The organism is Corynebacterium axilliensis (assembly GCF_046097495.1).
GTDB lineage: Bacteria > Actinomycetota > Actinomycetes > Mycobacteriales > Mycobacteriaceae > Corynebacterium.
Genome location: NZ_CP175768.1, coordinates 1,762,968 through 1,778,151, shown reverse-complemented (window position 1 = coordinate 1,778,151; position 15,184 = coordinate 1,762,968). Strand labels below are relative to the sequence as shown.

Genomic DNA, 15,184 nt, shown 5'->3' with positions numbered 1-15,184 from the left:
GTCCCTGGTGGGTGGTGGGGCGTCGGCAAGCGCTTGGCGACGCCGAAATGCATGTTTCGGGTTCCAGGTCTGGGGTTTTGGGGCTTGACTCTTAGCGGGGCCTAGAATTGGCGGCGTGACTATCGGCAAGATTCTCCTCTACTACTGCTTCACTCCTATCGCAGACCCCACCGCAATCATGCTGTGGCAGCGCTCCCTGTGCGAGAAGCTGGGACTGAAGGGCCGCATCCTCATCTCGGGGCACGGCATCAACGGCACCGTGGGCGGCGACATGGACGCCTGCAAGCGCTACGTGCGCGAGACCCGCGAATACCCGGGCTTTAAAAAGATGGAGTTCAAGTGGTCCGAGGGCGGTGCGGAGGACTTCCCGCGCCTTTCGGTCAAGGTGCGCGAGGAGATCGTGGCCTTCGGCGCGCCGGGCGAGCTTAAAGTGGATGAGAACGGTGTCGTCGGGGGTGGGGTGCACCTGAAGCCCGAAGAGGTTAACAAGCTGGTGGAAGAGCGCGGCGAGGAGGTCGTCTTCTTCGACGGCCGCAACGCCATGGAGGCGGAAATCGGCAAGTTTAAAAACGCCGTCGTCCCAGACGTGAAGACCACGCACGATTTCATCGCTGAGCTGGAATCCGGCAAGTATGACTGGATGAAGGATAAGCCGGTGGTGTCCTACTGCACCGGCGGTATTCGCTGCGAAATCTTGTCCTCACTGATGAAGAACCGCGGCTTCAATGAGGTCTACCAGATTGATGGTGGCATCGTGCGCTACGGCGAGAAGTACGGCAACGACGGGCTGTGGGAAGGCTCCATGTACGTCTTTGACAAGCGCATGCACCACGAGTTTGGCCAGGGCCTTGAGGATCCGGGCTTCATTCAGCTGGGCCACTGCGTGCACTGCGGAAAGGGGACGAACACCTTCCACAACTGCATCAACGAGGACACCTGCCGGCAGCAGGTGCTCATCTGTGATGACTGCATCCAGCACGTAGAAACCCAGCACTGCGGGCGTGAGGACTGCGCGGAGGTTGCGGCCAGCCTGGCGCGGGCTGCGCAGGAGTCCTAGAGCTCGGGGGCTAACAGGATCTGGATGTCGGTGATGCACCAGAGCATGAAGTGGCCCACCATCACCCAGAAGATGGCCATCCAGCCGCGCCAGCGCACGTAGCTCTTTAGCTTGCGCACCATGATGATAGCGCAGCCGATCATCCCCAGGAAGGGCAGCACCACCGTGGTGGTGGCGTAAATGGTGCGTTGCTGCTTGGTGCACAGCCATGCGGCCAGCTCCGCCGAGTGGCAGTCCTGGCCGCCGCCGGTAAGCTTCAGAACGCCGACCAGGATGAGGGCGTAGACGGCGGAGGCCACGATGATGCCCACCATGAACCACAGCGCTTGGCGGGTGGAGCGGCGGTTCGCGGCGGCGACGTCGAGGGGATCGGGGGCGTCGGCAAGCTCGTCGAACGTCTGCGGCTCTGGGCGTCGCAGGTTGGTGTAATCCGCGTCGCTGACTTCGTCTGAGGTGAGGTCGTTCTCGGGGTGCTCTGCTGCCATGCTGTGCAGTCTAACGATTAGTCTGCGGCGGCTGTATCAGGCGTGCTGGTGGGGCTGACCAGTACGGGAACCCGCACGTGCGGCAGCAGCTCCGTGGCGGTGCTGCCGATGAAGACGCGGGCAATGGGGCCCATGGGGGAGGAGCCCAAGCACAGAAGGTCCCCCTTCTTCCACTTCAGCGAGTCCACCGCGCCGGCCCAGCCGTTGCCGCTGCCGATGGCCGTGGTGACGTCGAGCTCCGGGAAGTTCTCGGAGACGATGTCGTGGGCGCGGTCCAAGAGGGAGAGGGAGTGCTCGCGCCAATTCGGGGCGTCGGCAGGGAAGGTATCGGAGTATTCCAGGGGGACGTCGATAAGCCCCTTGGCAGAAAACGCCAGGATGCGCAGCGGCAGACCCGCGTGGTTGGCCACGCATGCTGCGCGCAGCAGCGCCGGATCGTCGTCCACGCCGCGATCCGTAAACGCGAAGTTGATGCGGGTGACGCCGTGCTTGGATAGCTTGATGCCGCGGGGGCTCAGTCCCAGCGGGAGCGGCGAGTAGTGTAGCAGGGCGTCCGCCGTGGAGCCGGAGAAGAAGCGGCCCTTCGGCGCCGATTGATTGGCGCCCAACAAGATGACGTCTGCCTTAAAGTCTTGCGCCATCTCCTCCAGCAGCTGCGGGCGATCGGGGCCGGCTACCAGCACGGAGACGTTCTTGTCCAACTGGGACTTGTCCACCCCGGCGTGGTCGAGGGCCGCGCGCACGGCCTCCTCGCACTTCCCGCGCTCCTTTTTAAACCACATCTTGTAGGAGCCGGTGAGCTTGCTTAAGGAGGTCACCGTAAAAGGTTGGGAAATGGTGGAGACCACCCGAATCTTCACTGCGGTGGTGCGCGCTAGCCACGCTGCGAAATCGATCGCCTCGGTGCCCGCGGAGCTAGGGCTCCACGACACGAGGATGCGGATTGGGGTGCTCGGAACCCCACTAGGAAGAGAAGCCTCGGACGGGCGCGGAATTTTCTTAGCCATTCACCTAAAGTTTCGGAGTTGTTTTCCTAAGTATTATCAACCCCTACGGGCAGAAAAATAAAATCCGAAAAATGGCTCCTGAAAGGTCTATTTGCCGTCCATGATGGGGCGGTAGACGTCTGCCAGCTTGGAGATCAGGTTCACCAGCAGGTCAGCGTCCTTAATGTCCTCCGGTTCGAGCCAGCGGAGAATCTCTGCCAGAGCCGCCGCGCGCTGGCGAGAGACAATGGTCAGCTCCGATTCGCCCAGCTGGGTCAGGGCCACGAGCACGCCGCGGCGGTCCTTCTCATCGCGGTGGCGTTCCACAAACCCGTGGCGCTCCAATTGGTACAGCGCATTCGAGGCGGTGGGCATGCGGATGAGCTCCGCTTGAGCGATGGTGCTTACACGTGACGGGCCGCGCATGCGCAACTGGTTCATGATGGACACTTGCGACGTGGTCAGGGACGTGCCCTCAGTGGTGCGCTGGAAAATCAGCATTAGCTTGTTCAGGGAGGGCTGGATCTGGCGGGCGACGTCCAGGGCTTCCTCGTAGGAGGTGGGGGACTCCACGTTTTCTTCACTCATGAAAAATAAGTGTAGCGATTGAAGGGTTGCGGCGGTAGTTCGCCCGCTAAAAAATTAGCTTTTGCGTGGGGAAGTAGTTGCCGGAATCTAGATCGCCAAGCCGCGCGCCGTTACACTGTCCCGGGTGAATTCACCGTCAAAGCATGTGGAGCGCCGCAACGAAGTCTCCTACGAGTGGGAACGCGCCCAGCACTTACGCGACTTTCACGCGGGAAGGCTGAGCCGGGAGGAGCTGTGTGACGCGGACTTTCTCCTCCGAGCCGCCGCCGAACACCACGGCGTGGACATGCGCAAGGCGTGCCCGATCTGCGGCCAGGGCCTGCGCCTGACGCTCTGGGTATACGGCGATGCACTGGGGCGGCGCGCTGGAAGCGCGCGCCGCGAGCAGGAAATCGCCGACATTGCGGCTGAAGGGCTGGAATTTACCGTCCATGACGTAGAAGTGTGCCCGGCATGCCGCTGGAATCATCTGCTGCGGGCCGCCACCGTCTATGCTCTAGGGTAGTTTTGGCTTCCCAGTTCACCCCGGTAAGCTGCATATATTTACAGTTTCTGTACAGGATTGATGAGGACACGGATCAGTGACCGAAAAGGAAACGTCCCAGAAAAAGCCATCGCGCCATAGGAAGGCGACGCCGACAAAGGCCAAGCGCTCTGGCCACCGCAAGCGCAGGTGGCCGTGGATCGTGCTCGTCACCCTGCTGGTGATCGTAGCCGTCCCCGCGGCTCTCTTTGGCTACGCGTATACGCAGTACGACGTCCCGGACCCCAAGGACGTGCAGGCCAGCCAGGTCTCCACCATCGTCGCCGGCGATGGCCAGACCCAGCTGGCTAAGCTCGTCCCGCCGGAGGGCAACCGCCGCCAAGTGAGCCTGGATGAGATCCCGGACTACGTGGAGGACTCCGTGCTGGCCGCGGAGGACCGCGAGTTCTGGACCAACTCCGGCTTCTCCTTTACCGGCCTGGGCCGCGCGGTACTGGGCAAGCTCACCGGAGACAGCACCGCGGGCGGTGGCTCCACCATTACCCAGCAGTATGTGAAGAACACGCTGGTGGGCGACGAGTACTCCTACGTGCGCAAGATCCGCGAGCTCATCTACTCCGTGAAGATGACCAACGAGTGGTCCAAGGAAGAGATTCTCAACGCCTACCTCAACACCGTCTACTTCGGCCGTAACGCCTACGGCATCGAGGCAGCCTCCAACGCCTACTTTGATAAGGACGCCAAGGACCTCACGGTGGAAGAAGGCGCGATGCTCGCCGGGCTGATTCAGTCGCCGTCCGTGCTCGACCCGTGGGTCGATGAGGAAGACTCCCAGGCGCGCTGGAACTACGTCATGGATGGCCTGGTGGAGATGGGAGACCTGGATCAGGCCGAGCGCTCGCAGATGGCCTTCCCGCAGACGCGCGATCCGTCCGAGTACTCCGCTTACTCCGAGGCGCCGGGCGCCTACGGCCACATCAAGAACCAGGTGATTGATGAGCTCTCCCGCGTCGGCATCACGGAGGACCAGGTGGCTACCGGCGGTCTCAAGGTGACCACCACCATCGACATGACGGTGCAGAATGCGTCGACAGATGCCGCCCACGCCCAGCTGGAGCCCCTGCAGGACGACGCCCGCACGGCAGCAGTGACCATCGACCCGGCGACGGGTGCGGTTCGCGGCTACTTCGGCGGCGATGATCCCAACGGCTGGGACTACGCCAACTCCCCGCTGCAGACCGGCTCGACGTTCAAGATCATGGCGCTGGCTGCGGCCCTCCAGCAGGGCATTGGGCTCGAGACCAACTACTCCTCCGCGCCGTACCAGCTGCCGGGCTCCCAGATAGTAAACAACGTCGGCGGCGGCTGCGGTAGCTGTTCCATCGCGGAGGCGCTGAAGAACTCCTACAACACATCCTTCCTGCGCCTCCAGGATGACCTGGACAACAAGATGCAGGACACCGCGGACATGGCGCACGCGCTGGGCGTGGCGCGCAGCCTGCCGGGAATTGAGAAGACGCTGACGGAGAATGGCGGCACCCCGTTTGAGGGCGTGGTTTTGGGTCAGTACCAGTCCCGCCCGCTCGACATGGCCACCGCCATGGCCACGCTGACGAACCAGGGCGTGTGGCACCAGCCGCACTTCGTGGAGAAGGTGGAGAACGCCGCCGGCGAGGTCCTCTATGAGAACCCGACTGATGCCGGTGAGCGCCGCGTATCCGCCAACGTGGCCAATAACGTTCTGAAGGCCATGGGGCCGGTTGCCGCCTGGTCCAACGGTGCGCTGGCGGGCGGGCGCCCGTCGGCGTCCAAAACGGGTACCACCCAGCTGGGTGACTCCGGTCTGAACAAGGACGCCTGGATGGTCGGCTCCACCCCGCAGCTGGCCACCGCTGTGTGGGTCGGTACCGCGAACAACACCTCCGCTATCTACAACAGCTCCGGCGGAATCATGTACGGCTCCGACGCTCCGACGAGGATCTGGAAGTCCATCTTGGACACCTCGCTTGCCGACGTTGAGCAGCAGACCTTCCCGCAGGCCTACCCCATCAACTACGGCGTTGGTTCTTGGGGCTCCGGCTACGTGTACGACCCGAGCCAGACGCAGAGCTGGACGCAGGCTCCCGCGGCGCCGGAGGCCGTCACCCCTGAGGGTGGTGAGGCCCCCGCGCCCGAGACGGACGGACAGGGCGAAGGCGGCGGAGAGGCCGGCGCAGAGAACGGCGGTGCCCCCGCCCCGGCACCGGAACAACCGGCCCAGCCTGAGCAACCACAGCAGCCGAACATTGAAGAACTCATAGGCGATGGCCTAGATCAGTTACTCAACCAATAGGAGCACGTGGTGAGCCAGAAGCTAATCCCGCTTTCCTCCGAGTCCCTGGCCCGCGGTGCCGTCGATGCCGTGGGAGGGCCGTTGGGGCGCTTCGCCCGCATTCCCCGTTCCAGCTGGTGGTCACCCCTGCGGGTGGTCATTACTTTGGCGTGGACCTTCCTGGCTTGTGGCTTCTTGAGCAAGGCCACCTGCGCCGGAAGCCGCACGGCCGATGACGGGACTATCAGCCTGAACTGGGACGGCAACCGCCAGTACACCTCCTTCTGCTACAACGACATTGTTCCGCTCTATGGTGGGCGCGGCCTGGATGAGCCGGGCTTTCCCTACGCGTATTCGTGGGTGGAAGACGGCCTGACCCGCTACATGGAGTACCCGGTGCTCGCCGGCATGTTCCAGGGCGGCGTCGGCTGGCTGGCGCGCACCACCTACCCGGCGGTGAAGTGGCTCGGCATGGCGGAGGTTAGCTGGTACTTCGGGCTCACCGCCCTCATCATGGCCATGGTGTGGATTGGCACCGTGGTCATGGTCTTCCGCCTGACGGGCAACCGTGCCTGGGACACCATCCTCATGGCGGCGAGTCCGCTCGTGGTGATCCACGCCTTTACCAACTGGGACATCCCCTCCATTGCGTTTATGGTGGGCGCGCTCTACGCGGTGACTAAGCACAAGAACTGGCTCGCCGGAGTGCTGGTGGGTCTCGGTACCGCCTTTAAACTCTGGCCGCTGTTCATCCTGGGCGCGTTCCTCGTCCTGGCCATCCGCAACCGGCGCTGGGTGCCGTTCCTGCAGATGCTCGGCGGCGCGGTGCTGGCGTGGCTCGTGGTCAACGTCCCGATTGCGTTGAAGTACCCGGAGGCGTGGCGTGAGTTCTTCCGCCTTAATCAGGAGCGCGGCGCCGAGTGGACCACCATCTACGCGGTGCTCAGCCGCATCTTCGGCATCAACTTCGAGCCGGACTTCCTCAACACATTTTCCCTCGTGGGATTCCTGGCCTGCTGCGCGGCTATCGCCGTGGTGGGCCTGCGAGCACCCCGGACCCCGCGCGTGGGCGAGATGATCTACCTCATCGTCATGGCGTTCCTGCTCTTCAACAAGGTGTGGTCTCCGCAGTACTCCCTGTGGCTGCTGGTGCCGGCGGTGCTGGCGCTGCCGCGCTGGCGTCTCATCATGAGCTGGGCGCTTGCCGACGCTGTAGTGTGGCCCATCCTCATGTGGCACATGCTCGGTGCCGACAACAAGGGCCTGCCGCAGGAAATGCTCGATCTGGCCGTGCTGACCCGTGATGGCTTCATCGTGGCCATCGGCGTCTTGGTCCTACGCCAGATGTGGGGCAAGTCCGAGGACAAGGTGCGCGCCGCGCACGGCGGGCGGGACCCGCTGGTGGGGGACTTCGCGCGATGATCCTCACCCTCATTGGCATCGTGTCCATCACGCTGGGGTTCTTCTGCGTGCTGGGCGCCTACTACCTGTACCAGCGTTCGGAGGACCGGACGTGGCCCCTGGTCCTGGGCCTGCTGGCGCTGCTGCTCCTCACGGTAATTCCCGCGGGCAGCGCCATCTTCTTCGCCACCACGATGCGCAGCTAGCGCCCGGAGTCGCGGATTTCTTTTCCGCCGGTCAATGCGGTACTGTGTGGGGGTTGCTTGACGCAACAGACCCTCCTGCCATATCCGCAAAGGTGATATGGCCGATACCAATTACTAGACCATAGGAGGTGATGAGGTCCGTGCGTCACTACGAAGTCATGATCATTCTGGATCCCACTCAGGATGAGCGCACCGTAACCCCGTCCCTGGACAAGTTCCTCGAGGCTATTCGCAAGGATGGCGGCAAAGTCGACAAGGTTGATGTGTGGGGCAAGCGCCGTCTTGCCTACCCGATCAACAAGAAGGAAGAGGGCATCTACGCCGTCGTTGACCTGGAGTGCGAGTCCCACTCGGTGCTCGAGCTCGATCGTCGTCTGAACCTGAACGACTCCATTCTGCGTACCAAGGTTCTGCGCACCGACAGCAAATAGCGGATACTGGGTTTCGAGCATTTCTTCGCGAATCCACGTAACCAATATTTAAGGAGTAAAAGACATGGCTCAGGGAGATACCAACATTACGGTTGTTGGCAACATCGTTGCTGACCCGGAACTGCGCTTTACCCCGGCAGGTGCCGCGGTGGCTAACTTCCGCGTTGCCTCCACCCCGCGTCGCTACAACCAGCAGACGTCTCAGTGGGAGGACGGCGAGGCCATGTTCCTCACCTGCAACGTGTGGCGCCAAGCCGCAGAAAACGTTGCGGAGACCCTGACCAAGGGCATGCGCGTTATCGTCACTGGCCGTCTGCGCCAGCGTTCTTACCAGAACCGTGAGGGCGAGAACCGCACCGTCTTTGAGATCGAGGTCGATGAGGTGGGCCCGTCCCTGCGCTACGCTTCCGCTCAGGTCACCCGCAAGTCCGGAAACGGCGGCAACGGTGGCAACTACGGCGGCGGCCAGCAGCAAGGTGGCGGCAATTACGGCGGCGGCAACAACTACGGCGGTGGCAACAACCAGGGTGGTTTCTCCGGAAACCAGTCCCAGGCCCCGCAGCAGTCACAGCAGCAGTCGGCTCCTAGCAATGATCCGTGGAATTCGGCGCCCCAGGCGGGAAGCTTCGGCGGTGCAGATGCAGAACCCCCGTTCTAAGACTGTCACGCAATTATTCATTTAACTCAATTGAAAGGCAGGGATCATGAAGCTGATCCTCACCGCTGCCGTTGAGAACCTCGGCGCCCCCGGCGAAATTGTTGAGGTTAAGGACGGCTACGGACGTAACTACCTGCTTCCGCGCGGTCTGGCTATCGTTGCCACCCGCGGTGCTGAGAAGCAGAATCGAGGGCATCAAGCGCGCCCAGGATGCTCGCGCGATCCGCGACCTGGATCACGCACGCGAAATCCGCACCCAGCTGGAGGAGCTCAAGGACGTTAACGTCCCCGTGAAGACCTCCGAGTCTGGCAAGCTCTTCGGCTCCGTGTCCGCAGAGGACATCGTGAACGCCGTTGCCGCCGCTGGCGGTCCGAAGCTGGACAAGCGCATTGTTGTGCTTCCCAAGGGCCTGGTCAAGAAGACCGGCAACTACCAAGTCGAGCTCAAGCTGCACGCTGAGGTTCTCGGCAAGGTGAACTTCTCGGTCGTCGCTGCCTAAGATTTAAGGCGCACGACGGTCGCCGTCGCAGCCCCAGTGTGTGAGGCGCTGTGAGGCAGTGCGCGGTGACCCACTGACAACAGCAAGGCTTCAGGGCCGTGCTCCTCCCACCATGTGAGGTGGTGAGAGGGGTGCGGCCCTGAGTCATGTGTAGTCAGAATTCGGGGGTCCTAACGCAGGTGGAATCATTGCCCCGGACGCGTGGCAGCTGCCTGTGGATAACTCCCACATTCTGTGGATAAAACCGCGCCGAATTTACGGTGAGTTTACTCACGCTGCTTGAAGTTAACCCGCTGGTAGTGGCAATTTCGGCGGAATAGTCGTACTTTTCCACGGATTTTGTGCACTTTTTCACACCTGCAAAAATATGCTGTGACCTGCGCGTTTTATCATCGCAGGTCATGGGCCTGAAAGGTTATCCACAGGGCTGACCTCGGCCGACGGAAACGGCTGACGCCATGAGCTGGTAATTCCACAGGCCGCTGTGGATAACTGTGAGAGTTATACCCAAGGGGGAGTGTCCGGGGCTCGGCTACACTGATGTGTACTTCAGACAATGACTGTTATTTGGGGGTCGATGAACTATGACGAACGCCAGCTTTGATGACGATTCCGTGCCGCCACCGCCCGAGCCTGCGGAGGAGGAACCGCGCCGCAGCTTCCGCCGGCAGGAGGAGCCGAAGCGCTACGGCGAGTTCCGTCAACCGCCGGCGGACCGTGAGGCGGAGCAGGGCGTTCTGGGTGCGATGCTGCTCAGCCCCAACACGGTAATGGAGGTCATTGAGGAGCTCGAGCCGGATGACTTCTATTACCCGGCGCACCAGCTGATCTATCAGGCGATGATTGATCTATACGCGGCGGGCACGGACATCGACGCGGTGATTGTGAACTCCCGCCTGGATCGCTATAACAACTTGGAGCGCGTCGGCGGCGCGCCCTATCTGCACACGCTGCTTGCCACCGTCCCCACGGCGGCGAACGCGCGCTACTACGCGGAAATCGTGGCGGAGAAGGCGGTGCTGCGCAAGCTGGTGGATGCGGGCACGCGCGTGGTGCAACTGGGCTTTGAGGGCTCCGAGGACCTCGAGGTCGACGCGGTGCTGGACCGCGCGCAGCAGGAAGTCTTCGGCGTGGCGCAGAAGAAGAACACGGACGACTACCGCGTATTGGGTGACCTCATCGATCCCACCATCGATGAGCTCGCCTCCCTGCAGCAGAACGGCGTGGATGCCGGTGTGCCTACCGGCTTTATTGACCTGGATAACCTCACCAACGGCCTGCGTGCCGGGCAGATGATCATCGTCGCGGCCCGGCCGGGCGTGGGTAAGTCCACGCTCGCCATGGACTTCATGCGCTCTGCTTCCCTGCAGCACGGCAAGACCTCGGTAGTGTTCTCCCTCGAGATGTCCGCCTCGGAGATTGTCATGCGTCTGCTGTCTGCGGAGGCAGAGGTGAAGCTGACGGATATGCGCGGTGGCCGCGTCTCTACCGAGGACTGGGCAAAGATCGATGACACGCTCAACCGCATCCAGGACGCACCACTGTTCATTGATGATTCCCCGAACCTCACCATGATGGAGATCCGCTCCAAGGCCCGCCGGCTCAAGCAGCAGCACGGCCTCGACCTCATCGTGCTGGACTACATGCAGCTGATGTCCTCGGGCAAGAAGGTCGAGTCCCGCCAGCAAGAGGTCTCGGAATTCTCGCGTCAGCTTAAGCTGCTGGCCAAGGAGCTCGAGGTGCCGCTGATTGCGATTTCGCAGCTCAACCGTGGCCCGGAGTCCCGTACGGACAAGAAGCCGCAGCTGGCGGATCTGCGTGAGTCCGGCTCGCTGGAGCAGGACGCCGATATGGTTATGCTGCTCTACCGCCCGGATTCACAGGACCGCGATGATCCCCGCGCAGGCGAGGCTGACATCATCTTGGCCAAGCACCGCGGTGGCCCCATCGATACCGTGAAGGTGGCCCACCAGCTGCACTACTCCAAGTTCGTCAACATGGCCCACGGCTAAGGCGAGGGGAGAACTACAATTCCACCACCGCGGCGGGGTCCCCGAGCCGGGGCCCGAGGATGACCAGCACTACAAACACGCCGGCCGCGGCGAGTGCTAGCCAGCGCCAGACGGGGAAGAAGCGCTCGCCGAACAGGCGAGCGCACGCGGCGCCGATGAACGCGCCCAGGGTATTGAAGAGAAGATCGTCGATGTCGGTGCGCCCGAGCGCGAAGGAGTATTGCACAAACTCCAGGGCTAGGCTCAGTCCGAAGCCCCACGCGGTAGTGCGCGGCAGGGAGCGGCATAACACGAAGACCAACATGCCGAAGGGGATAAAGAAGGCGGTGTTGCCTGCGTATTCAAAGAGCGGGCCGAACCAGGTGCCGCCGGAAAACTCGTCGAGCGGCACGAGGCGCAGGTCGCGGACGCGTTGCTTGTCGGGGTTCCACAGGTAGCCGATCTGGTAGAAGGGCTTGAGCGTGGTGAGTGCGACCATGACGGCCACCCACGCGGGCAGTGAAATCCTAGCGAGCAAGCGCCTTTCCTTTCAGCTCTGAGAGGCACAACGCCGCAAGCGCCGCGATGGCGAAAGCGGCGGCGAAGAGTACGAAGAGCCAGCCTACACCGCCGGCGGCAACGAGCGGCGGGACGATGAGCGGGGCGAGGATGGAGGCGAGGCGGCCGAAGCCGGCGGCCGCACCGGTGCCCCGGCCGCGCAGGGCGGTGGGGTAGAGCTCCGGGCCGATAGCGTAGAGCGCGCCCCACGCACCCAGGTTGAAGAAGGAGAGCAGGCAGCCGGCCAGAATGATGGTGGCCTCGGAGCCAGCCATGCCGTAGAGACCCGCCGCGAGGGCGGAGCCGACCAGGAAGGTGGCCAGGGTGCTGCGGCGGCCCCATACCTCAATGAGCCACGCGGCCGCGGCGTATCCGGGCAGCTGGGCCAGGGTGATGATGAGGGTGAAGCTGAAGGACTTCACCAGGGAGAAGCCATCGGCCACGAGCAGCGACGGGATCCAGATGAAGGCGCCGTAGTAGGAGAGGTTGACACAGAACCAGATGGCCCACAGCGCCACGGTGCGACCGCGCAGGCTCTTCGACCAGATGCTGGTGGCGGTGACGTCCTCTTCCGAATAGGTCGGGGCGGGCGTGCTGTGGTCGATGTCGGCCTCATCGGCTTCCGCTTCGAAGGACGCGACGACCTCCTCGGCTTCCTCGTGGCTGCCTTGCGATTCGAGGAAGCGGACGGATTCTGGAAAGTGGAGGCGCACGAACAAGGCGTAGAGTGCCGGCACCATGCCGAAGGCGAGGGCCCAGCGCCAGCCGCTTTCCGACGCCCCCACGACGAACGTTCCAATAACCGCCGCCAGAATCCAGCCCACGGCCCAGAAGGCTTCGAGTAGGACCACCATGCGGCCGCGCACCTTCAGGGGCGCAAACTCGGAGATGAGGGTGGAGGCTACAGGGAGCTCGGCGCCGAGGCCCAGCCCAATGAAGAAGCGCAGAATGATGAGCAACGTCAGGCTCGTTGTCAGGGCAGACGCACCAGTGGCGAGGCCGTACACCAGCAAAGTCAGGGCAAAGATGTGGCGGCGGCCAAATTTATCGGCTAAGAGTCCGCCGAAGGTCGCTCCCAGTGCCATGCCGATGAAGCCGACGGAGGCAAGCCACGAGGACTCGGTGGGCGTGATACCCCAGTGCACGGCGAGGGCGGCCATGATGAAGGAGATGAGACCCACATCCATGGCATCGAGCGCCCACCCGATGCCGGAGCCGAAGAGGAGGCGTTTGTGTTTGGGAGTAACCGGTAGGCGGTCGAGCCGCTCGGTGCGAGAGACTGTGCGATGGTCAAGCTGGTTCATGCACAGTAAATCTACTCCGCTGAGGTGAAACCTCTCAGGCGAAGCGAGTTCGTGACGACGAACACGGAGCTAAACGCCATGGCCAGGCCGGCGAGAAGCGGGTTGAGCAGGCCGAACGCGGCAACGGGGATAAGAATAATATTGTAGGCAAAAGCCCAGAAGAGATTGCCCTCAATAATGCGCAGCGTGCGTCGGGCGAGCCGTACAGAATCGGCCACCGAGCGCAGATCGTTGTTCATCACGGTGATATCGGAAGCCTCGATGGCGACGTCTGCGCCAGCGCCCATGGCGATACCAAGGTCGGCCTGGGCAAGTGCAGCGGCATCATTGACGCCATCGCCCACCATGGCCACGACCTTCCCCTCCGCCTGCAGGCGTTTGACGGCATCCACCTTGTCCTCGGGCATGACCTCTGCCTGGACGTCTGACGGGTCGATGCCAACCTCGCTGGCTACGGCACGCGCTGCGCCAGCATTATCTCCGGTGAGCAGGTAGGGCTCGAGACCAAGTTCTTTCAGACGTGCAATGGCTGTCGCGGAGGAATCCTTGATGCGGTCATGCAGCTCAATGGTTCCGGCAAGGTCACCGTCGACGTAGACGCCGACCAGCGTGCCCGTGCCCTGGTAACCAGCCGGCGGACGGCCGACGCGGATTCGGGAGGTGACGACAGTCGCCTCAATACCCTGGCCGGGAAGCTCCTCATAGTTTTCCGCGGTCGGTAGTTCGCCCTCGTAGGCGCCAACGATGGCGCGAGCGATGGGGTGCTTGGAGCCCTTCTCCACGGCTGCGGCGAGGCGCAGGAGCTCATCCTCGGTGAGGCTCGCTGCAGCAGTGGGGGCTACCTCCGTGACTGACATGCGGCCCTCGGTGATGGTGCCGGTCTTGTCGAGCACGATGGTGTCGATCTGCCGGGTCGATTCCAGGATCTCCGGGCCCTTGATGAGGATTCCCAGTTCGGCGCCGCGCCCGGTGCCGACGAGGATCGCGGTGGGCGTTGCTAAGCCCATCGCGCACGGACACGCAATGATGAGGACGGCGACGGCGGCGACGAATGCTGGGGCCATGCCGCCGACAAAGAGGTGCGCGACGAGCGTCAGCAGCGCGATACCGATGACGATGGGGACGAAGACACTCGCGATGCGATCGGCCAAGCGCTGGATGGGGGCTTTCGACGCCTGAGCATCGGTGACGAGCTTGCCCATCTGGGCCAAGACGGTATCGGAACCGACGCGCGTGGCGCGCACTTCGAGGCGGCCGGAGGCGTTGATGGTCGCGCCTGTAACGCGGCTGCCTGGGGAGACCTCAACGGGGAGAGATTCGCCAGTGAGCAAAGATTCATCAACTGCGGAGTGGCCGGCGGTGACGACACCATCCGCGGCGATCTTCTCACCAGGGCGAACCACGATGATGTCGCCCACGCGCAGGTCAGAGGCAGGGATGCGTTGTTCGGACTCTCCCCGCAGAACCGTGGCGTCTTTCGCCCCCATGGTGAGCAAGGTGGTTAAAGCCTCGGAGGAACGTCCCTTTGCCTTGACCTCAAACCACCGTCCGAGGAGTAGGAAGGTGATGACCATGCCTACGGACTCGAGGTAGATGTGGTCCATTTGGGCGTTGTTGGAGCGCAGCGTCATGTGCATGGTCATGCCGGGCATGCCGGCGTTGCCCAGGAAAAGGGCATAGAGTGACCAAGCATACGCGGCAGTGGTGCCCAAGGTGATGAGCGTGTCCATCGTGGCCGCACCGTGCTTGAGGTTGGCCCAGGTGGCCCGGTGGAAGGGCGCGCCGCCGAAGATGTAGACGATGGTCGCGAGCACCAGGCACGCCCACTGCCAATGCTGGAATTGCAGGGCCGGGACCATGGACAGCACCATGAGCGGCACTGACAACACCCCGGAGACGAGCGTGCGCTGCAGCAGGTCGGCGGCTTCGGCATCACGGGCGGATTCCGTCGTAGTGGGCGCCGAGTTCCCCTCATCCTCACCACCCATGGCGAAGGCACCATAGCCTGCGCCTTCGACAACCTCGATGAGGTCGCTGGGCGTGGTTGTGGCGGGGTCGTAGCTCACGGAGGCGGATTCCGTGGCGAAATTGACGGTGGCCTCGACTCCGTCGACCTTGTTGAGCTTGCGCTCGACCCGGGAGGAGCATGAGGTGCACGTCATGCCGGTGACGCCGAGGTCGAGGTGCGCGAGGGGGCCTTGTGGCTGTGTGCTGACGGTCATGA

The 15,184-nt window shown here is 63.0% G+C and carries 14 protein-coding genes and 1 pseudogene; 9 read left to right on the top strand and 6 right to left on the bottom strand.

Annotated elements, in window-relative coordinates; all coding sequences use genetic code 11:
* Positions 1-115: 115 nt before the first annotated feature.
* Positions 116-1,057 carry an oxygen-dependent tRNA uridine(34) hydroxylase TrhO gene (locus ACKFR8_RS08520; RefSeq protein WP_408929779.1) on the top strand — a complete coding sequence of 314 codons (942 nt, stop codon included), beginning with the start codon at positions 116-118 and terminating at the stop codon, positions 1,055-1,057.
* Here ACKFR8_RS08520 and ACKFR8_RS08515 read toward each other — a convergent pair.
* From ACKFR8_RS08515 to ACKFR8_RS08505, 3 genes are all read right to left on the bottom strand, one after another.
* A complete protein-coding gene (locus tag ACKFR8_RS08515; protein ID WP_408929778.1) occupies positions 1,054-1,542 on the bottom strand; it encodes a hypothetical protein in 489 nt (162 codons plus the stop codon). The genes ACKFR8_RS08520 and ACKFR8_RS08515 overlap by 4 nt on opposite strands.
* 17 nt (positions 1,543-1,559) lie before the next feature.
* Positions 1,560-2,549 carry a universal stress protein gene (locus tag ACKFR8_RS08510; RefSeq protein ID WP_408929777.1) on the bottom strand — a complete coding sequence of 330 codons (990 nt, stop codon included), beginning with the start codon at positions 2,547-2,549 and terminating at the stop codon, positions 1,560-1,562.
* Between the two features lie 87 nt (positions 2,550-2,636).
* On the bottom strand, positions 2,637-3,116 hold the full coding sequence (locus ACKFR8_RS08505) for a MarR family winged helix-turn-helix transcriptional regulator (RefSeq protein WP_408929776.1): 480 nt from the start codon (positions 3,114-3,116) through the stop codon (positions 2,637-2,639).
* Positions 3,117-3,240: 124 nt separating this feature from the next.
* Between ACKFR8_RS08505 and ACKFR8_RS08500 the strand changes: the two genes are divergently transcribed.
* The 8 genes and pseudogenes from ACKFR8_RS08500 to dnaB all read left to right on the top strand — a co-directional run bounded on the left by ACKFR8_RS08500 (position 3,241) and on the right by dnaB (position 11,119).
* Entirely contained in the window at positions 3,241-3,621 is a 381-nt protein-coding gene (locus tag ACKFR8_RS08500) for a DUF5318 family protein (RefSeq protein ID WP_408929775.1), read from the top strand.
* Between the two features lie 76 nt (positions 3,622-3,697).
* Positions 3,698-5,932, top strand: a complete 2,235-nt coding sequence (locus tag ACKFR8_RS08495; RefSeq protein ID WP_408929774.1) for a transglycosylase domain-containing protein — start codon at positions 3,698-3,700, stop codon at positions 5,930-5,932.
* Between the two features lie 9 nt (positions 5,933-5,941).
* A complete protein-coding gene (locus ACKFR8_RS08490) occupies positions 5,942-7,333 on the top strand; it encodes a glycosyltransferase family 87 protein (RefSeq protein ID WP_408929773.1) in 1,392 nt (463 codons plus the stop codon).
* On the top strand, positions 7,330-7,518 hold the full coding sequence (locus ACKFR8_RS08485) for a hypothetical protein (protein WP_408929772.1): 189 nt from the start codon (positions 7,330-7,332) through the stop codon (positions 7,516-7,518). The genes ACKFR8_RS08490 and ACKFR8_RS08485 overlap by 4 nt, the downstream gene beginning before the upstream one ends.
* 140 nt (positions 7,519-7,658) lie before the next feature.
* On the top strand, positions 7,659-7,949 hold the full coding sequence (gene rpsF / locus ACKFR8_RS08480; RefSeq protein WP_408929771.1) for a 30S ribosomal protein S6: 291 nt from the start codon (positions 7,659-7,661) through the stop codon (positions 7,947-7,949).
* Positions 7,950-8,013: 64 nt separating this feature from the next.
* Positions 8,014-8,607: a single-stranded DNA-binding protein gene (locus tag ACKFR8_RS08475; protein ID WP_408929770.1), complete on the top strand. Its 594-nt coding sequence runs from the start codon at positions 8,014-8,016 to the stop codon at positions 8,605-8,607.
* A gap of 46 nt (positions 8,608-8,653) precedes the next feature.
* A pseudogene (gene rplI / locus ACKFR8_RS08470) lies at positions 8,654-9,107 on the top strand (50S ribosomal protein L9).
* A 584-nt stretch (positions 9,108-9,691) separates the two neighbouring features.
* On the top strand, positions 9,692-11,119 hold the full coding sequence (gene dnaB / locus ACKFR8_RS08465; protein ID WP_408929769.1) for a replicative DNA helicase: 1,428 nt from the start codon (positions 9,692-9,694) through the stop codon (positions 11,117-11,119).
* Positions 11,120-11,132: 13 nt separating this feature from the next.
* Here dnaB and ACKFR8_RS08460 read toward each other — a convergent pair whose 3' ends face one another.
* From ACKFR8_RS08460 to ACKFR8_RS08450, 3 genes are read right to left on the bottom strand one after another with little or no spacing between them, the layout of a single operon-like run.
* Positions 11,133-11,597, bottom strand: coding sequence for a VanZ family protein (locus ACKFR8_RS08460; protein WP_296134357.1), 465 nt, complete (start codon positions 11,595-11,597; stop codon positions 11,133-11,135).
* A 28-nt stretch (positions 11,598-11,625) separates the two neighbouring features.
* Positions 11,626-12,960 carry an MFS transporter gene (locus ACKFR8_RS08455; protein ID WP_408929768.1) on the bottom strand — a complete coding sequence of 445 codons (1,335 nt, stop codon included), beginning with the start codon at positions 12,958-12,960 and terminating at the stop codon, positions 11,626-11,628.
* Positions 12,961-12,971: 11 nt separating this feature from the next.
* A complete protein-coding gene (locus tag ACKFR8_RS08450) occupies positions 12,972-15,182 on the bottom strand; it encodes a heavy metal translocating P-type ATPase (RefSeq protein WP_408929767.1) in 2,211 nt (736 codons plus the stop codon).
* Positions 15,183-15,184: the final 2 nt, after the last annotated feature.